Source organism: Paenibacillus sp., from assembly GCF_048976745.1.
Lineage (GTDB): Bacteria > Bacillota > Bacilli > Paenibacillales > Paenibacillaceae > Paenibacillus.
The window spans coordinates 1-23,855 of sequence record NZ_JBHGUU010000007.1; the positions used below are offsets into that span (position 1 = coordinate 1).

General features: G+C 44.4%; 29 protein-coding genes, 1 rRNA gene and 1 pseudogene. 6 read left to right on the plus strand and 25 right to left on the minus strand.

Annotation, left to right across the window (positions count from 1 at the left end; all coding sequences use genetic code 11):
- The 11 genes from ACE3K2_RS14120 to ACE3K2_RS14170 form a co-directional block, all read right to left on the minus strand.
- A 16S ribosomal RNA gene (locus ACE3K2_RS14120) occupies positions 1 to 75 on the minus strand; the annotation flags it as partial.
- Positions 76 to 682: 607 nt separating this feature from the next.
- Positions 683 to 1,858, minus strand: a complete 1,176-nt coding sequence (locus tag ACE3K2_RS14125) for a YhgE/Pip domain-containing protein (RefSeq protein WP_421891251.1) — start codon at positions 1,856 to 1,858, stop codon at positions 683 to 685.
- Between the two features lie 80 nt (positions 1,859 to 1,938).
- On the minus strand, positions 1,939 to 2,370 hold the full coding sequence (locus ACE3K2_RS14130; RefSeq protein ID WP_421891253.1) for a MarR family winged helix-turn-helix transcriptional regulator: 432 nt from the start codon (positions 2,368 to 2,370) through the stop codon (positions 1,939 to 1,941).
- A gap of 166 nt (positions 2,371 to 2,536) precedes the next feature.
- Positions 2,537 to 2,704 carry a DUF3934 family protein gene (locus tag ACE3K2_RS14135; protein WP_074093608.1) on the minus strand — a complete coding sequence of 56 codons (168 nt, stop codon included), beginning with the start codon at positions 2,702 to 2,704 and terminating at the stop codon, positions 2,537 to 2,539.
- 137 nt (positions 2,705 to 2,841) lie between these two features.
- Positions 2,842 to 4,062, minus strand: a complete 1,221-nt coding sequence (locus ACE3K2_RS14140) for an MFS transporter (protein ID WP_421891257.1) — start codon at positions 4,060 to 4,062, stop codon at positions 2,842 to 2,844.
- Between the two features lie 32 nt (positions 4,063 to 4,094).
- The gene (locus ACE3K2_RS14145) at positions 4,095 to 4,694 is read right to left on the minus strand and encodes a TetR family transcriptional regulator C-terminal domain-containing protein (protein ID WP_421891558.1); all 600 of its coding nucleotides are present in this window, start codon (positions 4,692 to 4,694) and stop codon (positions 4,095 to 4,097) included.
- 125 nt (positions 4,695 to 4,819) lie between these two features.
- Entirely contained in the window at positions 4,820 to 5,968 is a 1,149-nt protein-coding gene (locus tag ACE3K2_RS14150; RefSeq protein WP_421891260.1) for a S1C family serine protease, read from the minus strand.
- A 14-nt stretch (positions 5,969 to 5,982) separates the two neighbouring features.
- A complete protein-coding gene (locus tag ACE3K2_RS14155; RefSeq protein WP_421891263.1) occupies positions 5,983 to 7,227 on the minus strand; it encodes an FxLYD domain-containing protein in 1,245 nt (414 codons plus the stop codon).
- Between the two features lie 213 nt (positions 7,228 to 7,440).
- Positions 7,441 to 7,620, minus strand: a complete 180-nt coding sequence (locus ACE3K2_RS14160; protein WP_310342688.1) for a hypothetical protein — start codon at positions 7,618 to 7,620, stop codon at positions 7,441 to 7,443.
- A 36-nt stretch (positions 7,621 to 7,656) separates the two neighbouring features.
- Complete coding sequence (locus ACE3K2_RS14165; protein ID WP_421891266.1) at positions 7,657 to 7,833, minus strand: hypothetical protein; 177 nt, start codon at positions 7,831 to 7,833, stop codon at positions 7,657 to 7,659.
- Positions 7,834 to 7,985: 152 nt separating this feature from the next.
- The gene (locus tag ACE3K2_RS14170; RefSeq protein ID WP_421891268.1) at positions 7,986 to 8,402 is read right to left on the minus strand and encodes a VOC family protein; all 417 of its coding nucleotides are present in this window, start codon (positions 8,400 to 8,402) and stop codon (positions 7,986 to 7,988) included.
- 279 nt (positions 8,403 to 8,681) lie between these two features.
- Between ACE3K2_RS14170 and ACE3K2_RS14175 the strand changes: the two genes are divergently transcribed.
- Positions 8,682 to 9,452 (plus strand): class I SAM-dependent methyltransferase, encoded by a 771-nt coding sequence (locus ACE3K2_RS14175; RefSeq protein ID WP_421891271.1) that lies wholly within the window; start codon positions 8,682 to 8,684, stop codon positions 9,450 to 9,452.
- Between the two features lie 72 nt (positions 9,453 to 9,524).
- On the opposite strand, the gene ACE3K2_RS14180 is transcribed toward ACE3K2_RS14175, so the two are convergent.
- The 3 genes from ACE3K2_RS14180 to ACE3K2_RS14190 all read right to left on the minus strand — a co-directional run bounded on the left by ACE3K2_RS14180 (position 9,525) and on the right by ACE3K2_RS14190 (position 13,178).
- Complete coding sequence (locus ACE3K2_RS14180) at positions 9,525 to 10,151, minus strand: HXXEE domain-containing protein (RefSeq protein ID WP_421891273.1); 627 nt, start codon at positions 10,149 to 10,151, stop codon at positions 9,525 to 9,527.
- 24 nt (positions 10,152 to 10,175) lie between these two features.
- Positions 10,176 to 10,757 (minus strand): TetR/AcrR family transcriptional regulator, encoded by a 582-nt coding sequence (locus tag ACE3K2_RS14185; RefSeq protein ID WP_421891275.1) that lies wholly within the window; start codon positions 10,755 to 10,757, stop codon positions 10,176 to 10,178.
- 330 nt (positions 10,758 to 11,087) lie between these two features.
- Complete coding sequence (locus tag ACE3K2_RS14190) at positions 11,088 to 13,178, minus strand: penicillin-binding transpeptidase domain-containing protein (protein WP_421891279.1); 2,091 nt, start codon at positions 13,176 to 13,178, stop codon at positions 11,088 to 11,090.
- A gap of 176 nt (positions 13,179 to 13,354) precedes the next feature.
- Between ACE3K2_RS14190 and ACE3K2_RS14195 the strand changes: the two genes are divergently transcribed.
- The gene (locus tag ACE3K2_RS14195) at positions 13,355 to 13,759 is read left to right on the plus strand and encodes a CBS domain-containing protein (RefSeq protein ID WP_047840578.1); all 405 of its coding nucleotides are present in this window, start codon (positions 13,355 to 13,357) and stop codon (positions 13,757 to 13,759) included.
- A 100-nt stretch (positions 13,760 to 13,859) separates the two neighbouring features.
- Here the strand turns inward: ACE3K2_RS14195 and ACE3K2_RS14200 are convergent, their stop codons facing one another.
- From ACE3K2_RS14200 to ACE3K2_RS14215, 4 genes are read right to left on the minus strand one after another with little or no spacing between them, the layout of a single operon-like run.
- Entirely contained in the window at positions 13,860 to 14,300 is a 441-nt protein-coding gene (locus ACE3K2_RS14200; RefSeq protein WP_421891282.1) for a hypothetical protein, read from the minus strand.
- On the minus strand, positions 14,297 to 14,746 hold the full coding sequence (locus ACE3K2_RS14205; RefSeq protein ID WP_421891284.1) for a hypothetical protein: 450 nt from the start codon (positions 14,744 to 14,746) through the stop codon (positions 14,297 to 14,299). The genes ACE3K2_RS14200 and ACE3K2_RS14205 overlap by 4 nt, the downstream gene beginning before the upstream one ends.
- A gap of 25 nt (positions 14,747 to 14,771) precedes the next feature.
- A complete protein-coding gene (locus ACE3K2_RS14210) occupies positions 14,772 to 15,230 on the minus strand; it encodes a GyrI-like domain-containing protein (protein WP_421891287.1) in 459 nt (152 codons plus the stop codon).
- Between the two features lie 7 nt (positions 15,231 to 15,237).
- Positions 15,238 to 15,753, minus strand: a complete 516-nt coding sequence (locus tag ACE3K2_RS14215; protein WP_421891291.1) for a hypothetical protein — start codon at positions 15,751 to 15,753, stop codon at positions 15,238 to 15,240.
- Positions 15,754 to 15,943: 190 nt separating this feature from the next.
- Between ACE3K2_RS14215 and ACE3K2_RS14220 the strand changes: the two genes are divergently transcribed.
- On the plus strand, positions 15,944 to 16,546 hold the full coding sequence (locus ACE3K2_RS14220) for a hypothetical protein (RefSeq protein WP_421891294.1): 603 nt from the start codon (positions 15,944 to 15,946) through the stop codon (positions 16,544 to 16,546).
- Between the two features lie 203 nt (positions 16,547 to 16,749).
- Here ACE3K2_RS14220 and ACE3K2_RS14225 read toward each other — a convergent pair whose 3' ends face one another.
- From ACE3K2_RS14225 to ACE3K2_RS14240, 4 genes are all read right to left on the minus strand, one after another.
- Positions 16,750 to 17,739, minus strand: coding sequence for a phosphotransferase enzyme family protein (locus ACE3K2_RS14225; protein WP_421891297.1), 990 nt, complete (start codon positions 17,737 to 17,739; stop codon positions 16,750 to 16,752).
- Positions 17,740 to 18,142: 403 nt separating this feature from the next.
- Positions 18,143 to 18,691 carry a hypothetical protein gene (locus ACE3K2_RS14230; protein WP_421891300.1) on the minus strand — a complete coding sequence of 183 codons (549 nt, stop codon included), beginning with the start codon at positions 18,689 to 18,691 and terminating at the stop codon, positions 18,143 to 18,145.
- A 4-nt stretch (positions 18,692 to 18,695) separates the two neighbouring features.
- Complete coding sequence (locus ACE3K2_RS14235; protein ID WP_421891303.1) at positions 18,696 to 20,279, minus strand: ArnT family glycosyltransferase; 1,584 nt, start codon at positions 20,277 to 20,279, stop codon at positions 18,696 to 18,698.
- Positions 20,280 to 20,478: 199 nt separating this feature from the next.
- Positions 20,479 to 20,688: a helix-turn-helix transcriptional regulator gene (locus ACE3K2_RS14240; RefSeq protein ID WP_339304021.1), complete on the minus strand. Its 210-nt coding sequence runs from the start codon at positions 20,686 to 20,688 to the stop codon at positions 20,479 to 20,481.
- Between the two features lie 143 nt (positions 20,689 to 20,831).
- On the opposite strand from ACE3K2_RS14240, the gene ACE3K2_RS14245 reads away from it, so the two are divergent.
- Positions 20,832 to 21,119, plus strand: a complete 288-nt coding sequence (locus ACE3K2_RS14245; protein ID WP_339304023.1) for a DUF6809 family protein — start codon at positions 20,832 to 20,834, stop codon at positions 21,117 to 21,119.
- 96 nt (positions 21,120 to 21,215) lie between these two features.
- Positions 21,216 to 21,296 (plus strand): putative holin-like toxin, encoded by an 81-nt coding sequence (locus ACE3K2_RS14250; protein ID WP_373888078.1) that lies wholly within the window; start codon positions 21,216 to 21,218, stop codon positions 21,294 to 21,296.
- Between the two features lie 184 nt (positions 21,297 to 21,480).
- Here the strand turns inward: ACE3K2_RS14250 and ACE3K2_RS14255 are convergent.
- From ACE3K2_RS14255 to ACE3K2_RS14265, 3 genes and pseudogenes are all read right to left on the minus strand, one after another.
- Positions 21,481 to 21,624 (minus strand): annotated as a pseudogene (locus tag ACE3K2_RS14255) (cysteine hydrolase); the annotation flags it as partial.
- A 19-nt stretch (positions 21,625 to 21,643) separates the two neighbouring features.
- Positions 21,644 to 22,030 carry an iron chaperone gene (locus tag ACE3K2_RS14260; RefSeq protein ID WP_421891306.1) on the minus strand — a complete coding sequence of 129 codons (387 nt, stop codon included), beginning with the start codon at positions 22,028 to 22,030 and terminating at the stop codon, positions 21,644 to 21,646.
- 138 nt (positions 22,031 to 22,168) lie between these two features.
- Complete coding sequence (locus tag ACE3K2_RS14265; RefSeq protein WP_421891309.1) at positions 22,169 to 22,831, minus strand: M48 family metallopeptidase; 663 nt, start codon at positions 22,829 to 22,831, stop codon at positions 22,169 to 22,171.
- A gap of 153 nt (positions 22,832 to 22,984) precedes the next feature.
- Between ACE3K2_RS14265 and ACE3K2_RS14270 the strand changes: the two genes are divergently transcribed.
- A complete protein-coding gene (locus ACE3K2_RS14270) occupies positions 22,985 to 23,752 on the plus strand; it encodes a GNAT family N-acetyltransferase (RefSeq protein ID WP_421891312.1) in 768 nt (255 codons plus the stop codon).
- The last annotated feature ends 103 nt before the right edge of the window (positions 23,753 to 23,855 follow it).

Genomic DNA, 23,855 nt, shown 5'->3' on the forward strand with positions numbered 1-23,855 from the left:
TCAACTCCGCTCGACTTGCATGTATTAGGCATGCCGCCAGCGTTCGTCCTGAGCCAGGATCAAACTCTCCAATAAAGTATTGAAAAGAGCGATAAGCTCATTTTGAATCTGACGAGATTAAAAATCTCATTTGTGCTCCAGCCGATTCAAGCCAAGGCTTGTTTCGAACTTTTGCGTTCATTCTGCAAGCAGAATGTTTACTCACTCGTTGTTCAGTTTTCAAAGATCAAACTTGTTTCGCCACCGAATGTCATTCTCTTCAGCAACTCTTATATAATATCATGTCCGAACCAACTTTGCAAGTTCTTTTTTAAGTTTCTTTCGAAGCTTATTTTTGATTTGCTTGCCTCACCAGTATTCAACTGTGTTTTCTTGGCCGGACTAATAATATATCACGCATAGATATTAATTACAATACTTAATTTAATAAAATTCATTTACTACAAATCAACTCCCCTCACTGCGTTGCTCTCATCTATGGTTTTTATTTTAACTTCATTAATATGCTCAATTATGCTTATACCTCATATCAACGTCTTTCAAGATTACCGAGGTGCACTGCGAGTCACTACGAGTATAAGTAGGAGTACTATAGAAGATAAACAAAAAAAGTGATGCACGCATATCACTATACGTGAACCACTTTCTTCGGTGTTATTACATTATATATAGAAGGAAACTCTTAATGTTGTGCCTGTGCTGATGCTGGAGGCGTTATCGTCATTTGTCCATTACCTGCTTTTTGCATGCCAACTCGTAGCACCGTAATCCCCCACGTAATAATCGAGATCAACAGAAGATGAACCATGTATCCCCCCACTGCTTCTCCACTATAGATCAAACGCATAAATCCCTGTACCCCATTGGAAGCGGGCAGAAAGTTACCGATATAACGGTAGAATGGCGCCAGCATCTCGGCTGGAATGATATTTCCTGCTGTCATCAACTGGAGTGGAACCATCGCTACATTAAATAGAGGGCCTGCATTGCCAAACAGGGCAAAACTCATTTGTGTAAAACAGATACACGCCAAACTCACCAGCACATGATACAGATACAACGTGCCGAAGGAGCTCGCCACATCCGTGAACAGAAGAGCAACTGTATCCACAATTAGAGGAACAATCACTGCTATACACAGTAACAACATTTGCCGTCCCCAGAAGATTTCCCATTTGGAATGGGTACGCTTCATCATATTCGACGTAATATTGAACTGAATGTTCATGGTCATTGAAGCAATGTAGGTGATAAAACCCAAAATCATCGGCAGCATTGATGTAGCAAAATCACTTACACTGTTTGTTTTATTAATCTCAGCCTTCACAGGCCCTTCATTCATCTTTGCCATTGCTTGTCCAATAGCTGCACTCAGCTCATCATTGTTAGTACCATTCTGGTTAAGTTTCACTTGAACCTTGGACTCCAAAATCCCTTCACCCATCTGTGTAGTCATTCCAGTCGCCGCGTGTTCCACAATGGATTTGGCTACATCAGCATTCCCCTGATTAATATAGAAGGACAAACTCGCCTCGGTACCTGCTTCAATCTGGTCAGTGAATCCTTCAGGAATAACAATAACCATCGCATAGTTACCTGCATTCATCTGCTGATCAGCTTCCTCGGCAGAATCCAGTACATTGACATGAAAAGGCGCGAGCTTTTCAATCTGCTTCTGCACCTCTGTCCCCTGTGTCCCGTCTTCGTTCACCAGAGCAACTTGAAGTTGATCCACTCTCTCCGTGGCTTGATGATAACCCGTCATCCAGATCACAACAAATAACAGTGGAACAATCAATGCAAAAACTAACCCTATTTTTGTCTGTGGCACCTTAAGAAAATCTTTGAAGCTTTTCATTCTTTCACGACTCCCATTAGTTAAAATTAAAATAAATGCACTACATATATATGCACATGCATATATATGACCAAAAAAATTTATTTCATCTTTTCATAGATCCGATTCATTACATTCATGAATGCTTCAAGCTCTTCAGGGGAACATTCGGCGAGTGCCTCTTGCTCTTGCTGTTTTGCCTTAGGTGTCAGAACGTTATTCATGTCCAGTCCTTCCGCCGTTAAACAAAGCAAAACCGCTCTGCGATCCTGTGGATCTTCTTCTCTTGTCACCAGACCCTTGCGAATCAACTTGTCTATAATTTTGCCTACCGTTGTCTGGTCCCGAACTGTTAATTCAGCCAGCTTTTTCTGTGATATAGGGCTTCCAGCCTTGCTCAATTCATTCAGAACTGCAAATTGTTCCGGCGTAATATCCTGTTCGCTCAGATTTCTGGTTGTTGTTTTTTTGTATGCCAGATAAGTCCGTGACAGAATCAGTCCAAGTGGATTTTCATCCATATTAACGGGCATGCTGATGCTCCTTTCTCTATATAGTAGCACTACCATCTAATTTGCGTAAGCACTATTTTATTATCAGATCTACACTACTGTCAATTTATTTTTTTTATCTTTTCAAACAAAAAGAGACCCACCCGATAGTCAGGCAGCTCTCTCCTCTGGCATCGTCAAGCCATACTTACTCGGGCTTGCCACTTGAAGTTTCGGTATCGTCCTTCTTCTTTGTACCTTTACTTTTATAAGGCTTCGGGGCACTTTTCGCCCGGTTAGCAGCGGCTTGCCAACGGTTCCAGCCTTTTTTTCCCGTACCACGGCCGGTGCCGCCTTTTCCCTTTGCATTGCTCATGTTATCACTCCAATAATCCTGTATATGCTTAAAAATGACCGTCCTCGGTAACTTATTATGCAACCCAGCCCATCTAATTCACTTCCAGCATTTCTTATTATACCAAAAATCAATGCTCTTACGTCTTTTCCGAACAATTACATTTCAGTCTTCGGTTGTTTCACCGCTTTGGTCCCTCTGAGTACCCGTAGGGATAACAGGAAACAGATTGCCAGAACGGCAGCTGCCGAAACGTAAGGATAGTTAATATTCACATCGAACAGTGCTCCAGCCACAATTGGACCTGCAATATTCCCCAAACTGGTATACGCCGAGTTCAATCCGGCCACAAAGCCCTGTTGTTCTTCTGCCAGTTTGGACATCTGTGTACTGATCGCCGGACGTAAAATATCCATCCCCAGAAAGACGATAAACGTTACGACAAGAATGAGCCAGTACGTGTGCACAAACAAGGTCAGCAGTACAAATACGGCCACAAATAACAGACAGACTGAAATGACCATCTTTTCACCAAACCGATTGAGCAACCAACCGATCAGGGATACTTGCACAACCGCACCCGCGATGGAACCAAATGTAATGATAAATGCAATGTCTTTGGTCGTGAAGCCAAACTTGTGATCCACAAACAGTGAAAATACCGTCTCATAGTTCGCCAGACCAAATGCCATAACAAACACGATAATCAAGCTGAAAAAGTACGGTTCACGGTACGAATTCAGTAATTGGGATACCATACCCGGAGCTTTGACCTTCTCTGTACCTGCCACAGGTTTACTCTGCTCACCTGTGCTTCGCGTGGATTCCGGCAAAATAATCAATGTAATGATGGATGCCAGCAAACCGGCAACCCCAGCGGCGTAGAACGGAATTCGAATGCCAAAGTCGGCAATGTATCCACCAATTCCCGGACCGATGATAAACCCGGTTGTAATCGCTGCATTAATCAATCCCATACCTTTGCCGCGTTCTTCCTCTGTTGTAATATCTGCGGTGTAAGCCATAACCGCCGGGAAGATCATCGCCGCACCAATACCACCAAGCATCCGGGCTGCGAAGAGCAAGGCTGGCGCATTGACCGCACCAAACATAAACTCCGATACGGCAAAGATCAGCATACCGCCAACGATAATTTTTTTACGTCCCCACGTATCCGACCATCGACCCGCAAGCGGGGAGAACAGAAACTGGGTGAAGGAAAATGCCGCTACCAGCAATCCAACCGTAAATCCGGTGATATGCAGGAGATCCATATACGCAGGCATGATCGGCACAACCAGACCAATACCCGTAAAAACAAGAAAAATATTAAACATTAACAGCAGCAATGCGCCCCTGTTCCGTGTTAGTAATGCCATGATTCCATCCTCCGTAGTTGTCAAAATGTTGCTTAAGCTTTATCTTTTGCAATCCCATGTAAGAATACACTGGCAGCCTGGCGGTATAATGCGAGAGCCTGATCAGGCTCCATCCCCCGCGACATCTGGCTGAGACCAATAATGGTGCTTTCCAATATCAGTGCGAGATGCTCTACGTTACCCTCTTTGAACTCTCCGCTCAGTATGCCTTCTTCCACCAGTTGTTTGTTAAATTGGATGTGACGTTCAAACATCACAGAGATACGTTCCTCAATATCATTTTCTTTCTTCTCCCCAGTGAAGAACTCATCTGCCGCCTTCGTTAGCGGGTGATTCATATCATCCAGTACCAATTGCTCTGCCAAGCCATAAATCTTCTCCGTAGAGGTGCGGTAGAGATGTTCTTTGGCCGCCCAGCTCGCTTCCCACTCCCGGTCCCACTCATCGATTAGATAGAGGAATAGACCTTCCTTACTTTTAAAATGGTAATAGATATTACCTTTACTGCTGCCTGTCGCAGCTACAATATCTTCAATTGACGTTGCTTTATAGCCTTTTTGTACAAAAAGGGCTTTGGAAGCATCCGCAAGTTTCTTCTTGGTCTGCTCGGTTTGAAGTTGCTTTTTATTCATATTCATTCCATTTCACTCCGTCCCATGCATACTGAACATTCGTTCTGTATTTTAACAGATGCATCGAATATAAGCAATCTAAAAGGAGAGTGGTACATCAGCCCACTCTCCTTTGATGATATATTTTATGTTATTTTCTTACCTTTACCATGCAGTATTTTCAATTGACCATTCTCAGAAGCAACCTGATATGTAACCTTATACTTCGTCGTTACATATTCGCCATCCCTGCGTTCATCGGCTGTAATCACTGCAGTCACTTCCATTCCATCATTGCCCTTGTCTACAGAAGAGACCTCTCCAATCGTCACATAACTCGTATTAAGGTAACCCTCACGAAATTTGGCATAACTTGTGCCGCTCTGCCATTCACTGCCGAGCAAAGCATAAGCTGTAACATAGTCACCTAGATTCAAACTGTTGTAAAACTCGGTCACCACCCCTTCTGCTTTTGTAGAAGCAGAGGTCGATCCCGATCCATTACCACCAGCCGTCTGAACCGCCGTTGTGCTGGATGGTTTCTTGGACCAGGCTTGCACTTGCTTCAGTACGGTAGTGATAGGAATACTGAACCCAATCCCGCCCTCCTGCTCCACAACGGCTGAGTTAATACCAAGTACTTCGCCCGTCTCTGCGTTGATTAGTGGTCCGCCACTGTTGCCATGGGTAATTGGCGCCGAGATCTGATACAGATTGCTGTAAATGTAAGGCGGAATCTCGAAACTGCGTCCAACACCGCTGATAATGCCTGTAGTTACCGTGTTTTCCAACCCCAGCGGGCTCCCCAGAGCCAGAATTTCATCTCCAGTCTCGGCTTTAGATTTGGCGATTGCCAGCGGTTTCACCTTTTTCAGATCAGGTACTCGGACGACGGCAATATCTGTTTCTTCCCCGATTCCGATTACGGTTCCTTTATATTCCTCATGATTCAGGGTACGTATCGTCACTTCCTTCGATCCTTCTACCACATGAGCATTGGTTACAACATCTCCCAGATCATTATAGAGAAAACCGGAGCCTAGTCCGCTGCTGCTCTCGATCGTAACCACTTTCTTCTGACTCTCTTCAATAATCTGTTTACGTGTTTTCTTCACGACGGTCTTGGAGGAGGGGGTGGATGCAGCGTTTTCTGTTTCCTTTGCATTAAAAACAGCCAATCTCGGCTCAGCCTGCAACTGATCTGCTGTATAACTGTGAATCCAGAACACGCCTCCTGCTCCGATTCCTATAATGATTGCACTCGATATAATGCTGCTCCATATTCGTTTGCTCATTCCAACCTGTCCTCCTATTCCAGATACCACGTTGCATTCACAACAGATACTTCTGCTTCTTCGTATACACCATAGTAATACGTCTCAAAAAATCCTTCTTCACCCACTTCAAGCCAGCTTGGATACACATCCACATAGGTTTGACCCAGATAAGTGCCGTCTGTACCATATATATCAACCATGACGGTGACGGAAGAGATCGGCCGGGTCGCATTGTTTATGATTGAACCGCTAATATACAGGTCACCATACATATCCAACGTTGCTTCGACATTCACAATGCTCACTGCCGACGTTCGATTCTTCAGATCTTCTTCTGCTGCCTGTTGTTCTGCAAGTTGAATCCGTTCGGCTTCCGCTTTCTCGAAATTCTTCTTCTCCCTTAGCACCCGATCACGATACGCTGTCAGTTTGTCATCCTCCGGCGCATAAGACAGCCCTTGATCGACCGTTTGCAATGCCGCTGTAAAATCCTTTGTCTTGACTTGCTGCTCAGCCTGCTTGTAGCTAATCCCTGCCAGCTTATCAACAATTTGCTTCTCTACTGCTTCGGCTTCCTTGCCCTTCAAGTTCGATATCGTATCCAGCTTCTCAGCCAGTGCCTCTACTGTCGTCAAACTATCGATTTCTTTTTTCACCTTCAGTACAGCCAGGGTAACCTTTCTATTACTTAATGTGGCACGCACTTTGGTGAAAACGGGCTCTTCTCGCTCTTTCAGTACTTTCGCTACTGCCTGAATGGATTTGTCTCCTTCTGAGAGTTTTCCGGTTTTCAGACTTGTGGCAGCCTCATTCAACTGATTCATCAGATTGAACGCTTTCGCCGTAATTTGCCGATCCTGTATAAGTGCATCATAGTTCGGCCGTTTCGTTAGCGCGCTGTCCAGCAGTTGAAGAGCCTCTTTATATTTCCCCGCTAGTGCAGCTTGTTCCGCCTGTTGATGCAGAGATTTCACCTCCGCATTAATACCCATCTCCTGCTTGTAGTAGAACGTTAGCAACGCCCCCATCATGGCTGCCAGTAGCAGTGGAACGATCCAACTAAATACGCGGCCTTGACCGGTGTTGCCCTGTCTGGGTGCAGGCTGTTGCTGCCGAGATAATAATTCGGCTGTTTCCCCAGTTCTTTTTTCCAAACCCACAGCTGTTTCCGCCCAGATCTGTTCCTCTGTGGAGCTTGCATCTTTCAGTTTGGTGTTACACTTTCTGCACGTACTATCCCCAGGACTACTTTTGGTCCCACATATGTGACAATACATCCTAATCCCTCCATCAAAAAGAAACGTATGTATACTTACCTTCTAACTTTTTAGCACATGAGCTTATGGCATCTTTCGATACAAAACGTCAACATGAATCGACACTTATCATATAGCAAAAAGGTAAATTGCACCATATGTTAACCGGATAAATTTGGTGCGTGTTTTCCATAAACGAAAAAGGAGATACCGACACGCGGTATCTCCTCCTGTTCAGCCCTGCTGTCCTGCGCGCACCCGGATGTTGCCCAGTTCGTTGGCATTGATCGCAAATGCATTACCGCCCTGTCCAACCGAAGCTTTGGCTGACTGTCGCGCCTGGAATTTCAAACGGCTTTTGTCCACGTCCACCCGGTTAACCTGTTTTGCTTTCTTTTTGCGTGTACTCATCATTCATTCCCCTCCCCACTTCTCTTTTCTGCTGCCAGATTAACGTCTGCGAGAAGAACGGCGACTTTTCTGTTTCATAATCTGCACGTTAACTGCATTACTTGCAAGTACGTTCCCTGACTCGGCATAGCCCTTCGCCGTCTGGTGAATCTGGATTACGATATATTCCTTTTTACCTATCCGATAGCGATAACTTTTCACATTTGAACGGGTCATGGTCATCTCCCTGTGATCGTTTTTTAACAAGCTCGGGTTATCCTATTCATGTCCATGTGCATGGGGATGTGTGAATGCATACTTCCGATAATAAATGGATGCAAAAAAACCTTCCTATAAACTATAGGAAGGCTCTGGTTATTTTCATTTTGTCACTCCGAAGGAAAAGCACTTAGATCCATATAGGAGACTTCCCACAGATGATCATCCAGATCCTGAAAACTCCATCCGTACATGAATCCGTGATCCTGTGGTTCGTTGGATGGCTTCGCTCCTGCATCAAGGGCAGCTTGTACAATCACATCGACCTGCTCACGGCTATCTACAGACAGGGCAACGATGACTTCGGTTGTATCGGCAGCATTGGAGATTTTTTTCGAGATGAAGGATTGGAAACGTTCCTCCACCAGAAGCATGGCGTAAATATTTTCCCCGATGATCATACAAGTCGCGAACTCGTCCGTAAAATTGGCGTCAAACTCAAATCCCACCTTGGTAAAAAACTCAACGGATTTCTTCAAATCTTGAACAGGTAAATTGACAAAAATCTGCTTAGCACGGATAGCCACCACGGATCACCTCGAACTCCTAGAATAGATTCCACCTCAAAATAACACCTCGCGAATACGCTGTCAATTGAATATAATGAAGACATTCCAACTTGTGAGGTGACACGGATGTTGCTCCGTATTATTCGAAGTACATAGTGGTCGGGCTGGGTCAAAACGCGTACCAGCTATCAAGGGATACGTCTGTCCATTTGAGATCCCATTCGACCATTTACAATAGAACGATATGGCTCAACTCTCTTGTCCTGTTCAATCAAACTCACATTGGAGGAAATGAAAATGAAAAACAACATAGATTACGCTGACTTTTATGAACGCGTAGGCCGGACGAATGGCTGGAACTTCAGCTCCATGAACGTTGTCTCGGAGAAAATCGGATGGAACTTCTATGAGGAAGTTGTACGCCATACGCGATCGGCCGATCTGTTACTGGATATTGGAACAGGCGGTGGAGAAGCTGTTCTGTCCATTGCGGGAGAAGCCTTGTTATTGGTGGGAATCGACCTGGCCCAAGGAATGATTGAGACCGCACAGCAGAATCTTCTGGCTGCGAGAGCTCATTGTACGAGAACTCATTCCAATGTACGCTTTCTGCAAATGGACGCAGAAAAACTGGCTTTTCCTGAATCTTTCTTTAATGTGGTATCCTCCAGGCACTCCCGCTTCTCTGCATCAGAAGTATTCAGGGTACTTGATACGGGTGGGATTTTTCTAACTCAGCAGGTCAGCGAGCACGATAAATCCAACATTTCAGAAGCTTTCGGCCGTGGGCAAAGCCTCGGCATTCAATCTGGTACTTTAATGGAACGTTATAAACATGAACTTCACGAAGCTGGATTCCATGACATTCAGGCTCGTGAATATGATGCGACTGAGTACTACGCCAAACCGGATGATTTGCTGTTTCTGCTCACCCATACACCGATCATTCCCGGTTTTGGAGAAACTGCCTCTGACCTTGAGCGATTCCAGCAGTTTGTGGAAACAAATCGATGCGATCAAGGCATTCGCACCAACTCGGCCCGCTTTATGCTAACTGCCCGAAAATAAGCAGAATTCCAAAAAAATAAATAATGGCCAGGGCTATCCCGTCATTTGAACTGGGGATAGCCCTTTATACCGTTATTTTTTATTACGGGGAGCTAATTCGTTTGGTAAAAAAATATGGATCGAGTTTTTATTTTTTAGCCACGTGTTTCCTTTTACAATGAAGATATAGACTGCGATGAAAAAATAAATTACACCCACGAACCAGTCCGTTAAGGTTATTAACGGATACTCATACACGTAGCGGATATACCAGATCCCAATTGGCAAATGTAGAAATATCGCGGTAAATAGTCCTGGATTATAGAGAGTTTTTGCTTTTACGTTCAAGACAAGCCCATGGAAAATAATCTGGAAAAAGCCCATCAAAACAGGTGCCAGCCCCAGCCACACTATCGATGGGAACACAACAGGGATCAAGTAAAAGAGATAAGCAATAAAGACATTAATTATCATTGCAGACTGTTTATTTAATGGATATCTCTCAGGTGAATCACTTTTAAATAAGACCGTATTAAATACGCCTGGAAAGTACCCCGGCCAACGATACTCTTCAAACTGATGAAGGAGGATCGCTACAAAGCTGAACCATAAAATACTATTGATCCGCGGAATCGTTTCCCAATCCACTGCAACATAAATACATACAAGAAGTCCAATGACCAATCCTAAGTCCTGCCAATATTTTCGGAACACATTCATTCCAATCGCCTCAATTCAAGGTTTTTAATGAAAGTATCTTTCAAAGAGCAAGTCAATTTGTTCCTCTATAGGTGCAATCTTCACAGAAGCTCCGGATTCCAGAATCGGGCTCATAAGTGCCGGGAGAAAAAGCGCTCCAAAAATCTGTACGGTCATTGTCATCAGTTTCTCGGGCTGTTGTTCGTCCGTTATCTCTTTTAGAACACTCTTAATCTTGGGGAAACCGAGCAAGTTTAAAAAGGCCCCATATTCATGTTGGGATGCGAAAACAGTCTTACCCATAAGAATAATTCTGGAGAGCAACTCCGGATATTCGAGGATAACCTGCAAATAATCCAGTAAAAAACGCTTTAATCTAACTCGTGCTGGTAATGAATAGTCATCCAGTATACCAAAGGTATGCTCAAAGCTGTTCAATATCAACTTCACGGAATCGTTAATTAAGTTTTCTTTGGAGCCAAAATAATAATTAACTAACGCAACATTTGTGCTTGAGGCTTCTGCAATTTTTTTTATGGTTATACCTTCAAAACCTTCTCTCTTGGTTAACTCCAGTGTGGCACGCAAAATCTTCTCTTTGGTCTCCACTTTTTTGTCAGTTTCCATAGTATCCTCCCCGAATCCTTTGTCTGGAATAAAATAAACGATGAGTAAGTATTTGAGTGTCAATTTAATTTTTAAACAACGATTTAAACGTCATTTAAAATGTTATTTAACCTTATTATATCTGTTATTTCTCGTATTGCAAGTTGGTTTTGACGTCAATGGCGGAATAAGCGCAGATGTATTACTGGAAAACAAAAAAACTCATACCCTGACTCTGTAGAATGATAGTTGCTACACTATCACTCACACAAGGAGAATCAGTCCATGAGTTAACACATCTTAGTATAATGAATTCTTCAACCCGCTTTTAAATAAATGTACACCGTTCTTCTACTGTTCCGTCAATTTAAGCTTCTCCAAGAACGGCTTCAAGCGATCCACCACATAATGGCTGCCGCCGCGGCCGTTGACTTCCTCGATCACTGCTGCCACCAGAAAAGACGGTGATTCAGTATCAAAGGTGACAAAAAAGCCATTCTCCAGTCCTTGCTCTCCCTTCTTCGCTTTCAGTTCCGCTGTTCCCGTCTTGCCCGCGAGTCCTCCAGGGATTGAATTCAAGGTATGGGCGGTGCCTCCCTGCCGGGAAACCACTTCTCCCAAAGCATTCTTAACCGTATTTGCGGCTTCCGGAGTAATAATTACCTCAGGGTCAGTGCTTTCTTTTCCCTCGATCAGAACAGGTTTCACCAGCTTCCCTTCATTAATAAAAGGTGTAAATGACGCTGCCAGATGAATCGGGGACATTAACATCTCCCCTTGCCCGTAGGACGTATCCGCGAGTAACACCTCGGAAGATAAATCCAGATGTGCTTCATTGGCATATTGGCTTGGCTTCAGATACAGTTCATCCAGTCCAAAGTTATCACCAAAACCAAACTTCTGGATCCCTTCAATAAACTTGGCGCTACCCATCTCGATTGCTTCCATGGCAAAGTAAATATTGTCCGAGTACACCAGTGCGTCGACCATGTTAACCGGAGATAAACTCTTCACACGTTTGACATAATAACCGCCCCAGCTATCGTCTTTACGCCATTGCAAGCCAGAGATATCATGGGTTTTGTCCGCTGTCGTCACCTTCTCCATCAGTCCCGCTGCGGCTGTAATCGCTTTGAAAGTTGATCCTGGTGCATATCGGGTCGTAACTCTGTTGATAAAAGGAAGCTTCTCATTCGCCGAATAAGCATCCCACTCTGCCTGTGTAAGTCCTGTAACCATCTTGTTCGGGTTATAGGAAGGCGAACTGACCAACGCCAGCAGATTGCCGTCTGTCGGATTCATTAGAACCATTGCACCAGCGTCTCCACCACTGGATAATGTCTGATACAATTTCTTCTGTTGTGTGGAGCTAATTGTCAGTTGAATATTCTGTCCATCCACAGCATCCTTGCGAATAAGCTCAGAACGGGAGTTACCGGATTCATCAGTGATTTCAATGAGACCACCACGTTCACCGCGCAGCTGTTTCTCCATGGACTGCTCCAAACCCGCTTTGCCGATCCAATCCTCTGCACGATAATACCCTTCCGTATCTTTATCCAGATCTTCCTTGGTGGCTTTGCGTACGTAACCAATCAGGTGGGCAGCCGCCTCGCCGAGTGGATAATAACGGATTTCCTTACTTTGCATCGTAACCCCGCTTAAAGATTCTGGCACGTCAAATTCCTCCGTTGAACCAATCGGGACAAAATACTCCGGCTTCACCCATGTCTGCGCAAGTGCTTTGTGAATGGCATCTTCCGAAACCTGATAATGACTTGCGATTCGCGTGATCATCTGGTCCGGGTTATCACCAAGTTTCTCCGGTACAATACCCCATTCATTCATCGTGCCCTTGGTAGCGAGCGGCAAACCATCACGATCTACAATGTCTCCCCGATCCGGGAACAGTGTCCTCACGCGTACCTTACTTCCCTTAACCATGTCATTCAGGATCAGCGAAGGCTGCCAGTTAATTTTCCAGTTTTTGCTGCCGTCCTCCAGCTCCTGCCGGATAAGTTTCAATGTATGTGTCTCATTTACTTCTCCCAAAAACGTTGTCAGTTGCAGATCATAATCCACTTCATACGTATCCGGGTTTTGTTTCTCTGTGTCGGTCTTATTGTCATCGGAAGCCGTTTCCGTTACATCCACAGGTTTAACCTCAGCCTTGACGGTGGATACTTCCATACCCGAATAGATCGCATTGTATTTCTCAACAAATTGTTCCTTGTTCATGCCCGACTCTTGCAGCGAAGCAGGTGTCATCAAGGTATACAGTTGGTCAAACTCTTTTTTCTGCAGATGCTCTATGTACTGATTCACGGTGGTCTGGGGTTTGGCCTCTGCTTCTTTGTTATTCTGCATGTATAGATACATTCCGATTCCACCTGCAAATAAGATGGGCAGCAGTCCGTACATTAATTTACGTTTGGATTTCATGGTTACATCACCTCAATATACACTATAGATTTCCAGAGCCATTTAAACAATGAAACAAATCTGACGAATTTATCATTAAAAATAGCCGAAAGCTCACATAATATGTTTAAATAAGAAGAGTGGAATTACATACTAAAGCTTTTTTGCTATGCAAAAGGCTGAAAAGGAGCCCGATGATGGAAATCAGCTATTTTTTACTCCCCAAAGCCGAAGTGGCCTATATCAAGTCTACCGCTTCCATGAAAGATGCTATTGAGCAATTGGAATCGCAACACTACACCGCCATTCCCGTGATTGACCAGGATGGAAAATATGTTGCTACCCTGTCCGAAGGCGATTTGTTATGGAAAATGCGAAATACACCCGGATTGACTTTTGACACGATGGATCAGGTTCAAGTCCATGAGATTAACAATCGGGTATATAATGAATGTGTATTCATTGAGGCTGAAATGGAGGATATGCTGACACTTGCAGCAGACCAAAATTTTGTGCCCGTGGTGGATGTCGATCGTGTCTTCCTCGGTATTATCCGTCGTAAGGATATTATTGAATACTATACGCGTAACATTTCGGATTAGATGAAGTCGAACATCCCGTAATAATCGAAAAGGTACTCCTGTGGTCAAGTTTTGGCCAAACCGGGGTACCTTTTTGTTTCATGGTATGGTCGGGAACACTCTACTCTCGTTTGGCGCACTCTTCCTTATAATAGTTCAACACGTCCCCTGGGCTTCCCAGAAATGCACGCTCTCTGCCAAACTCATACGCCTGATGCAGATACGAATAGGCCTCGTCATGCTGTCCAAGTCTCATGCAGATCATGCCGAGATCGATCAACGGACTCGTATTGCTATCCGTACCCCGCGTTTGCAATGATATCTCAGCCCACGGCTTCGCCAGTTCATATTGCTTCAGATCCATATGTGCATTCCCGTGGCAGGATGCGATCCAGCTTGCAATCTCCCATTCCATCTTTGGCTCCGGCAACATGCCCCATGCCTGATCATAATAGATAAGTGCTTGTTCATGCTGCTGCGTCTCATCCAGCACATTGCCGGCTTCTACCGTTTCTATAATGTGTCGCTCCAGTTCGGCATGTTCCGGTGTCAGCTCTTTCATGTCACCGTCTCCTCCTCCAGGACGAAATACCACTCCAGAAAAGCATTGAAATCAGTCCATTGCGGGTTACTCTCGCCATTAAGAAACCGTTCGATGGACTCCCCCAATTCCACCAGCACCACTTCTCCCGTCTGACGGTTGTAGAAAAATCCACCTTCACCTTCAAAACTGTCCAGTGGAATATACGCCTCGGGAAGTCCCAGTGTAAGCTGTGCTACATTCATGTCTTCCATATATACGGTGTTCTCCATAACCCAGCAGATCTGATACAACTCCTGATGCCTGCTGTAAAAAGTCGGTCCATCCTCTGCATGTAAATAAAATTGTGCAAAATCGGATTGAAGATCAATCTCAAGCTTGCGTAACGCTTCTTCGTAGGCTGCTGGAACATCTTCATGCCACCAGCCTTGCTCCTGGCAATGATCAATCACTTTATTGGATAACATCGTAGACCTCCAAATTCAATTTTGCTTACACCGATTTTACAGGTATCCAGACTTGGGGAGGTGTGCCGTGACCTCTGTACACTTCAAGTTCCGGAATCCCTGCATGCTGATATGAAGTGGAGGGAAACCACTCTGTCATAATATGGTGCCACAACCGTTGTATCGCCTCGGGCTCTAATTCATCGGCCTCAAATACAGCCCAATGGGACGCAGGAAGTTCGATGGACACCAAACCTTCAGGCACTTCACCTGAGTGAGAGGTGGCAATCCAGTACTCCATTTGATTGTCCTGCAGCTCTCTCTGATCTACACAGATGCCCACCAGACCGGGAATATCTCCGTTATTGAATCCGTTTAAACGTTCATCCATTCCGTCTGCCAATGTATCCTGCCACATCTTAGGAATTTCTCTTAAATTCTCACCATCCACACAAGAGAACGTTCGTTTAATTCCCACAAAAGTAAGCGACTGGTGTTCGATCACATTTTCATTAGATGGACTCCTCTTCGTTCAAAACAATTCGATATGTCCCATCTTCCTCTCGGAAGCCAAGGGCGTGTACATTCGTATGTTGTTTATAGTAGCCCAGCTGCAGAACAGCTGGTTGCTCTTCTGCCATTTTGCCTGTGAAGGCTGGATTGGGAAACTCCTCATCGAAACAGGCTTCATCTGGTGCGATACCTTGATAGAAACCGTTAACTACATTGCCTAGCAGATTCACAATCTGATGTGCGTAGACATATGGAAACTGTTCAATCTCATACACATCACGATCCAACTGGAGCCAATGCAGATGCTCCATGATTTTGGAATAGGTAAAGCTGATGGCACTGGAAAGTTCTCGATCCAAAGGCTGATTGGCAGTAAGACGAGTCAGTTCCACTATACTGTTTACGTATTCCCAGAATCGTTCCTGATCGAAACGTGCCTCCTCATGCAGCATGTACAACAAGGTATTCTCTTCTGCTCGTGCATTTCGCATCAGGATCTGAAGTGCCTGTTCCATATATGATATATACCTCCAATATGTCCTACAGTTACTTTATCAAAAGAGCCGCTAGATTGGAAATGTGCCCGTACTCCTATTCATACGGAACACGCCGGATTCACGTCCATCTTTCATTTCCTTATTCTGGTGCAACTTTCTTCTTACTCGTTCGTCTAACTACTGACCAACAACAACGAAGGAGATGACTATGCGAATAACTTGCTGCCCCGGTTTCCCAGGAAGCATGATTGGATCGATTGATCTTCAGCCATCGAAGTATTACAGCCCACCTTCCATGAATAGTAAGATCACAGATTATATTGCCCCCGAACTCATTACCATTCCCTATGTGGAAGATCCGGAATTCGGATCACACTTTGACGCCATGAAGGTCATGAACGGAACGTATAAAGATGAAATGCATGTGAGTTATGATGTGGAATTTACGATTGATGTGGACAAAAAAGGCTACATTACGCAATTTGAACACACATTTCAGCTAGAACGTTATCTGGATCTGGTTCGCACACAGTCCTATAAAGTAATCAAGACAAACTGGCGAGGACAAACCTTTCACGTGATGACCTACAGTTACCTGGAGGAGGTCATTCATCCGGACAATGTTCTGTTTAAATGTAATCGCGCGGAGGATGTATTTGTGGTAGCTGAACTTGTCTCCAATCACGCCGATGGAAGCGCAACTGAGCACGGTATCAGGGATCTGCATTTCCGTGCATTAATCTCGGCGCGAGATGATCTGTACCCCTTAGATTATATGTGTGAGCCTGATTTCGACATGAGTCTTGACTAGAAAAGTAGATACATATGTAGAAAGAGCATAAGATCATGAATCAACGGGGTAGCCTGCACTAAGTAAAAGCAGCAAACCAGCTTGGGGATGCTACAATCGATTTTCCAAGCTGGTTTGTTTGTTATGAGGACTGCTCCTGGTATGGGACGAGACAACGTTCAATGTTTAATGTACTGGGGGATATAACTGTTTACGTGCAGACTTTACATCGGATGACCAAATTGATTTGCTTGTTCCGTCATTTTCCGACTACATCTTGCTCTTAGTCCGCTCATCCATTCCGGCTCATGTAACCACTGCTCTTCAGCAGACCGAAGCACTCGAACATATCCATATAGATTGGCAAACCGGCGACATGCGGGGTACATGCTCTCCAGATCATAACGTTCTCCCGCCTTGGACCAGTACCCGTTCAGGAACCATTGCTTCTTCTGCTCCCAGTGCTCAGGCTCAATTTCCTCACGCAGACTATCCAGACTTTGCTCCACATCCATCGCGTACCAGTGATACATCGAGTCATCAAAATCAATGACATAACAAGACTGGCTACCCTCGTCATAGAACACATTGTCCAGTTCAAAATCATAGTGGATGAGTCCGAAATTCTGCTGGGTCATAGGCCAAGTCGCAAAATATGTTCGGAGAAGCTCTACCTCGTTCAGAGCCACCTTCTCCGCAGGAAAATCCTCCAGAATCTCCTGCATCCAATCCAAAACATCTGTATAGGTCCAGCGCTGCTGCTGCTTTTGCTCAGGTATGAATGATCGCGATAGATGATGTAACTCTCCCAAAGCCTGACCATAGCTGTACAAGATGGAGTTATTCAGATCAATGCTTCCTAACGGTGAACCGGGCACTCTCTTGAATACGGAAGCGTAGTACGTCCCCCATGGCGTGTGAGCCTCTACAAGTTCTGTTCCTGAATGGGCAGGTACAACCTCCATGGCTCCATAATGATTCGTTCGAAGATAACGGAGGAACTCCAGTTCAGCGCTAAGGTTGATTTGATTTTTCTCCTCTACCGGGGCAAAACGAAGCAATCGAACTTCCCTCTGCTCTCTGAACGGGTACACGGCATTGGAGGATATGCGATAATACTGAAACATGTCCAGCGATTCGGGATCATAGCTCCAATTCTTCAGAATCATCTCGGCAAGGTCGTTATTTTGAAATAAATATTTGAATGTTAACATGGGCGGTTCTCCTTTTGGATCGTTTCATATGCATTGCTTACAACCATCGAATACCTGTTTTTGCGCGCAAAAAGCCGCAGGCTATGCCTGCGGCTTTAAAAAATTCTGAGTGTATGAGAAATTTGCACAAGCAAATAAACCTCGCATACGCCAGAAAACTGAGCAGTTATATCCCTATAGATCAGCAGATCTCAGACCGGAATGGGAAACAAAAGTGTTTTTCCCTTCGTCGGATGGTCTGCCGGCATTATTCAGTTCATGCTTACCTTTATTGTAGTAATCGAGCATACCATCTTAGACCGTCGTTTCATGACGCTCACTCCCTTCAAAAAACCAGTTGTTTCCATAATAGCCGATAAGCCAAATGTAAGCAATTACAAAATGACGATAATCCCGTCATCTTTTACTGCACAACCATCATCCGTTCCACCGTCTCGGTGTTGTCCTTATACCATACCATCACGATGTTTTCTTTTTGTAGATCAGACACTTGAATGGACGAATTCGCACTTGGGCTGGAATTGCCCGAGCGTGGCGTACCCATGCCTTCCGTGATAATGACCTCATCACTTATATTCAATTGCATCTCCATTCCGGTATCCTTCCATTCCATGCTTGGAGATGCGCTGTCCTGCCCCTCAAGTAACGCCAGCGTAACTGTGTTTCCCTTCACGGAGATGACTCTACCCGTAATGTCTGCATTCATCATCCTCTGCGTCATATCCGGACTGCCTGTTTGGTCATTCATGCCCGGGGTGCCTCTTCCACCTCTCGGTGCTCCTCCGTTCATGCCCAGACCACCACCATTCGGCATGCCGCCACCGTTCATGCTTTGCATGAAATCGGTGTTGGTAATATTCTGGGCAGTTATAACATCACAGGCCGTAAGCATAACCGAGCAACCCAACAACAGGAGTATTGTAACCGATGTGAAATATTTATTTTTTCGCATATGATCACCTATTTCTCAGAGAATATTGCTCCAGGGTACCTTTACGATGGAATATGAAATCAAACGTATCTTTGAATCCCATATAGGACAGCACAACCAAGAGTGGATATACGGGGTAGATGTATCTGGACTTAATCTCCCAGAGAATATAAAATCCGATGAATCCGAGAACGACCAGGATCAATGAAACTTCGTCATACCGTTTACGACGAATTCCACCGACCAACCGGATGAGAATAAAACAGTACATCAGGAAATTCATCACATATACGATCCAGAGTAACCCCGTCCGATACGCCGAATCCCCTTGCAACAGCTCTGTTATTGCATTGGTATAACTATAGGAGCCTGCGATTCCGCCTCCCCTTCCTCTTCCGGCACCGATGGAACTTTCATTGCCGATACCGTACCGGTCCATCTGGTATGTGCCTTCGGTCCAGGTCCATATGATCTTTTTGTAATACATCTGCACCAGGTCACTCGTACTTGCTTCAGACAGCTTGTTGGCAATCTCCTGTTTGAACAATGTTGTGCTCTCGGCCTTATTGTAGTTGGCCTGCCTCTGATAGATCTGATAACTCTCCATATTGTCCCAGAAACCAAAACGCTCCAGATTGATCCCCATATTCAGCCACATATAGACCGGTGCGGCATTCTCTCCAACAGGTTCGCTCACGGCACCGGAGGATTGAAGAACCGCATTCTGAGTCCAGGTTGGTACATTAAACAGCATACCCAGCACAGCGATGGAAAGGACAACTCTCTTCGTTCCGAGGCTCCGCATATTTAGCAGAATAGAGATGATGGCCGCGATCAGCACGATCACACCGATGCTTCGAAAGTAGTTTCCCATCGCAAGAAAAACAGCGGCAATGACGATGGTTTTCCATGACTTTTCACGCACAAAACGAATGATAAAGTATAAACACGATGTCAGAAATGCTGTGGCAATCACATCGTTATAGATCAGGTTGTTCAGGAACAAGGACGGCAGGTACGTTGCTGCAAAGATCAACACACCGTAATCACGTTCTGTGGATCTGTCATTCACTTGTTTATAAATAAGATAAATCATGAACGTTGTTAACGTTGAAAACAAAATATTAAATAGTTTGATGACCAGATAGTTGTCCGGGAACAGGTACAGCAACGTCTTCAGGTACAGTACGATCGAGTAGTTAAACGGGAACATGTGCAAATAACCACCCGTTTCAAACGAGGAGTAATCCTGGTCATATAGCATGTTCATGGCCAGTGAAAGAACGGTCTGCGAATCATCGGTCGGCACTCTCGGAAATACGAAAATGATAATGATCTGAATGACCAGAGAACATAACAGCACAATCGGAATAACAACCTTCGGGCTGTATTTGTTCAGTTTCAGACACAGAGCGTATAACCCCACACCTGAACCAAGAAGCAAAAGAATGACCGGGAGAAAAATACTCCACTGCTGCATGCCCAAAATGGGATTGTCCCCATACAAGGCGTAGTTATACTGTGCCCGAACCACCAAGGACGAAGCAATAAACACCGCAACAAACACGAGCAAAATGAGATAAAACGACTTATGCAGCATCTTAGACATGCCAAAACTCCTTTTCGATTACAGGATTCCGTGAGTATTATAATCGCTCTGGCTGAAAAATCGCTGAAAGGGAGTAACGCTTGCAATCGGTGCAGATCAGCATTTGTATACAAACAGAAAAAGACCGTCCCTTCGAAAAGGTAACCGGTCTATATGTCCAATTTTTTTAAAGTATAGGGCCTTAAGCTAATTTTGAAGATCACTTCTCTTCCTTAATAAACTCAATGATATCCTGAATCTCACAATCCAAAGCCTCACATATTCGATTCAGCGTATCAAACTTCACACCATCGGTTTCTTCATTATATAATTTGGCAATCCCATTTCTATGTAATCCGGTTAGTCGGGATAAATCAGCAATATTAATTCTTTTCTCACCCATAATACGAGATAAATGAATCTTGATCATACGATTTCTCCTCCAAACTAAAATGCACACTGTGATGTTGACAAAGCACACTACAAGTTGTATATTCTAATAAACATAATGCACACTGTAGTGTTCGAATGGGAATTTAATACCTACACAATACTCAAAAAGAGGTGTACATAGTGAAAGAATCCTTGGAATCTTTAGCAGAACCGTTAATCCGAACGCGCTTAGAGTTATTATACAACAATTTGTCTCACACGCAGCCTGATTATACCCAACTATCTAAAGAATCTGAGCATTACTTTCAGAATATCCGTCAAGCTTTACCGGAACAACTGAATCAAACCCTTTTTCTATATGAAGATTCACAACTCTCTATGCAAACACTTTTGGAAAGAGAGATTTATTTACAAGGGTTTCGGGATGCCCTTCAGCTAATGAACGAATTACATATAAACAGCTTCTAACAACTGGCTTCTTACAAAATATGCTATAATCAACAAAGCAATAGAATAGGCTTAAAGGGTCGGTCGGCTACCTCGCCATGAAGGGAGGGATGCCCTGTGACAGTTTTTGAAGCAATCTTGCTGATGCTTACCTTTGGTACGCTCATCGTTGCCATTCTGTCCGATAAACGCAAATAGACCGCCCCCGTAGCAAAGGAATGCGGTCTATTTCATCGTGCCCTTATGTTACCGAAGCCCACCGCCCTTAAAAGCGGCTATTGCTCGGAGGAGTCGTGTTACCAGCACGGCTCTCTTTGCATTTTACGTCTAATCTGCTCTTATTATACCATACTCAAATCTCAGGCGTCACATGTAAACCACGCTAGATACGATACATTTCTTTATACTCATCCACATATAAAACTTCAATACAATTCGACCAATTCAGAATCGAACCGACTAAATCCTGAATGTCCAGCCCCGGCATCTCATACGTTTCCGCTGTGTTCACCGAACCTGTTGCGTCAGGTTATATCCATCTTTTCCTACTTCTTCTGTTTCTTCTCCAGGGCTTTTTCCACATTTTCTTTCACCCGAAACTCCACAATCCGGCGAATCAGATCCTCCGGCAATGGCTGATCCAGCGGAAACTGTACAGATCCCTTGGCACCTTTATACGTGGAGAGTTCCTCCTTGAATGCTAGAATCCCACTGGGCGCAGGGTAAAACCCAATATGATGCTGGTATGCGGCAAAATGAACCAGATTCCCATGCTGAGCATACGTGGGCATCTTGTAACTAATCTTCTCTTCGGCGTGTGGAGCCGACTCACGAATAATCTGTCTTAACGCCTGTAATCTCACCTGTACATCGGGTGCAAACTCCGAGATATATTCATCTACCAGCACCGAATAATGGTTGCTCTCAGCCATCGGGGACTCCTTCCACCACGGATACATCAATGGATTCGTGGTACGGATATTTGTTTATATTGTACTTCAAATGGACAAACAGAACAGCTATTTTACTGCAACTAGGGATGTATCGTTTGTGCAAGCTTAAGCCTGAAATTATAGCGTCATGGCCCGACCATTACGCATCAGATAATCTTCTTTCACTTTGTAATCCGGCATAATGCTGCCGATCCGCCGCCAGAAAGAGCGATCATGATTCATGTGGTGAATATGGCAAAGTTCATGAATGATGACATAATCGATTACTTCGATTGGCGCCATCGCCAGGCGATAATTGAACGTCAGCTTTTTGTCCCAACTGCAACTGCCCCACTTGGTGGGAGAATCTACGATTTCTACCGACTTCGGCTTCACCTTCAACTCCTGCTGATAACTTCCAATGCGCTCTCCAATCATGCGTTTACACTCGGTAAAATAAAACTTCTTCAGATTCGCTCGCAGCTCTTCTTCTGTCAGACCCTCTACAGGAATTAATTCATGCAATGCGTGCTCCTTGCCAAAAAGCAAAAACTTCCCCTTGCCCTCATCTTCGTATTCCTTGGCTTGAGGACCGTCGAGCGCCCGCTGCATCAGAGCGGATTTCTTCAAGATCACATCCCCATGCTGCTCCACAAGTTGCCGGATCATATCTTCACTGGTACCATTGGGTGCTTTGATCGTTACCATATAAGGCAAGTCCATCGTGATGGAAACTTTCTTGCGTTTGCCGTATTCAATATGACAGTTAATGTTGTGATTATTTAATTCTATAGTTAACATAATGCGCTCCGCTTCTGAAGTTATTCATTCAATCAAATCAAATTGTATACCATCTCCGACCATAATGCATGCCGTGGGGCGATATATCTATTTTTATTGTATTTTTATACATTATTATGTATTATTATTTAATCATAAAATCGGAGGTTGGATATGACGCATACAACGGATACAGAACACAAAACCATTGAAGAACTATCGCTTAACCACTGGCAGCCCTTGTCTACCTTGTTATATGACGGTTGGGTACTGCGTTTTGCCAAAGGGTATACCAAACGTGCCAATTCCATTCAACCCATCTACTACTCCACACTGGATGTGCATGAAAAAATTGAGGAATGTGAGCGTATCTATGCTTCCAATCAGTTAAGTACTATATTCAAAATCACTCCGTTTATTCAGCCGGATCATCTTGACCAGCTTTTGCAGGACAAAGGGTATAGCGTTGTTGATCTGACCCGTATCCAAACTCGGAGTCTGGAATATATCAAAGAGCCTGTGCACCAAGCAGTACAGATTGACGAACAGTTGACCACAACATGGCTGGATCACTTTTGTCGACTGAACAAGGTGAATGATCTGCAACGGGAAACGACGGAACTTATGTTGAACAATATTCATACAAAGGCAGGTTTCATCTCACTGTTGATTGACGGGCAAGTCGTCGCGTGTGGGTTCGGTGTAATCGAGCGTGGCTATATTGGATTATTTGACATCATAACAGACGCTAATTTTCGGAATCGGGGACTTGCTGAACAGATGATCCTTCATCTCCTGCATTGGGCAAAAAAACAGGGCGCTACCTCCAGTTACCTGCAAGTGGTTGCGAATAATGCACCTGCCTTGAAGCTTTACGCCAAGCTGGGTTACTCGGAGATATACAGCTACTGGTACAGAGTCAAAGAATGGAGCGAGTCCTGATTAAGTTGAAAGCAAAAACTGCCCTCCTTCTATGAAGGAAAGGCAGTTTTTTAATATGTCTTCGTGATTGTTCGAAACACTTCACACTGTTCAGCAGTACTCC

Bases quoted from the DNA above. Each gene is read 5' to 3' on its own strand.
- ACE3K2_RS14125 (WP_421891251.1), bottom strand. From the start codon at position 1,858: ATGAAAAGCTTCAAAGATTTTCTTAAGGTGCCACAGACAAAAATAGGG.
- ACE3K2_RS14130 (WP_421891253.1), bottom strand. From the start codon at position 2,370: ATGCCCGTTAATATGGATGAAAATCCACTTGGACTGATTCTGTCACGG.
- ACE3K2_RS14135 (WP_074093608.1), bottom strand. From the start codon at position 2,704: ATGAGCAATGCAAAGGGAAAAGGCGGCACCGGCCGTGGTACGGGAAAA.
- ACE3K2_RS14140 (WP_421891257.1), bottom strand. From the start codon at position 4,062: ATGGCATTACTAACACGGAACAGGGGCGCATTGCTGCTGTTAATGTTT.
- ACE3K2_RS14145 (WP_421891558.1), bottom strand. From the start codon at position 4,694: ATGAATAAAAAGCAACTTCAAACCGAGCAGACCAAGAAGAAACTTGCG.
- ACE3K2_RS14150 (WP_421891260.1), bottom strand. From the start codon at position 5,968: ATGAGCAAACGAATATGGAGCAGCATTATATCGAGTGCAATCATTATA.
- ACE3K2_RS14155 (WP_421891263.1), bottom strand. From the start codon at position 7,227: ATGTATTGTCACATATGTGGGACCAAAAGTAGTCCTGGGGATAGTACG.
- ACE3K2_RS14160 (WP_310342688.1), bottom strand. From the start codon at position 7,620: ATGATGAGTACACGCAAAAAGAAAGCAAAACAGGTTAACCGGGTGGAC.
- ACE3K2_RS14165 (WP_421891266.1), bottom strand. From the start codon at position 7,833: ATGACCCGTTCAAATGTGAAAAGTTATCGCTATCGGATAGGTAAAAAG.
- ACE3K2_RS14175 (WP_421891271.1), top strand. From the start codon at position 8,682: ATGAAAAACAACATAGATTACGCTGACTTTTATGAACGCGTAGGCCGG.
- ACE3K2_RS14180 (WP_421891273.1), bottom strand. From the start codon at position 10,151: ATGAATGTGTTCCGAAAATATTGGCAGGACTTAGGATTGGTCATTGGA.
- ACE3K2_RS14185 (WP_421891275.1), bottom strand. From the start codon at position 10,757: ATGGAAACTGACAAAAAAGTGGAGACCAAAGAGAAGATTTTGCGTGCC.
- ACE3K2_RS14190 (WP_421891279.1), bottom strand. From the start codon at position 13,178: ATGAAATCCAAACGTAAATTAATGTACGGACTGCTGCCCATCTTATTT.
- ACE3K2_RS14195 (WP_047840578.1), top strand. From the start codon at position 13,355: ATGGAAATCAGCTATTTTTTACTCCCCAAAGCCGAAGTGGCCTATATC.
- ACE3K2_RS14200 (WP_421891282.1), bottom strand. From the start codon at position 14,300: ATGAAAGAGCTGACACCGGAACATGCCGAACTGGAGCGACACATTATA.
- ACE3K2_RS14205 (WP_421891284.1), bottom strand. From the start codon at position 14,746: ATGTTATCCAATAAAGTGATTGATCATTGCCAGGAGCAAGGCTGGTGG.
- ACE3K2_RS14215 (WP_421891291.1), bottom strand. From the start codon at position 15,753: ATGGAACAGGCACTTCAGATCCTGATGCGAAATGCACGAGCAGAAGAG.
- ACE3K2_RS14220 (WP_421891294.1), top strand. From the start codon at position 15,944: ATGCGAATAACTTGCTGCCCCGGTTTCCCAGGAAGCATGATTGGATCG.
- ACE3K2_RS14225 (WP_421891297.1), bottom strand. From the start codon at position 17,739: ATGTTAACATTCAAATATTTATTTCAAAATAACGACCTTGCCGAGATG.
- ACE3K2_RS14230 (WP_421891300.1), bottom strand. From the start codon at position 18,691: ATGCGAAAAAATAAATATTTCACATCGGTTACAATACTCCTGTTGTTG.
- ACE3K2_RS14235 (WP_421891303.1), bottom strand. From the start codon at position 20,279: ATGTCTAAGATGCTGCATAAGTCGTTTTATCTCATTTTGCTCGTGTTT.
- ACE3K2_RS14240 (WP_339304021.1), bottom strand. From the start codon at position 20,688: ATGATCAAGATTCATTTATCTCGTATTATGGGTGAGAAAAGAATTAAT.
- ACE3K2_RS14260 (WP_421891306.1), bottom strand. From the start codon at position 22,030: ATGGCTGAGAGCAACCATTATTCGGTGCTGGTAGATGAATATATCTCG.
- ACE3K2_RS14265 (WP_421891309.1), bottom strand. From the start codon at position 22,831: ATGTTAACTATAGAATTAAATAATCACAACATTAACTGTCATATTGAA.
- ACE3K2_RS14270 (WP_421891312.1), top strand. From the start codon at position 22,985: ATGACGCATACAACGGATACAGAACACAAAACCATTGAAGAACTATCG.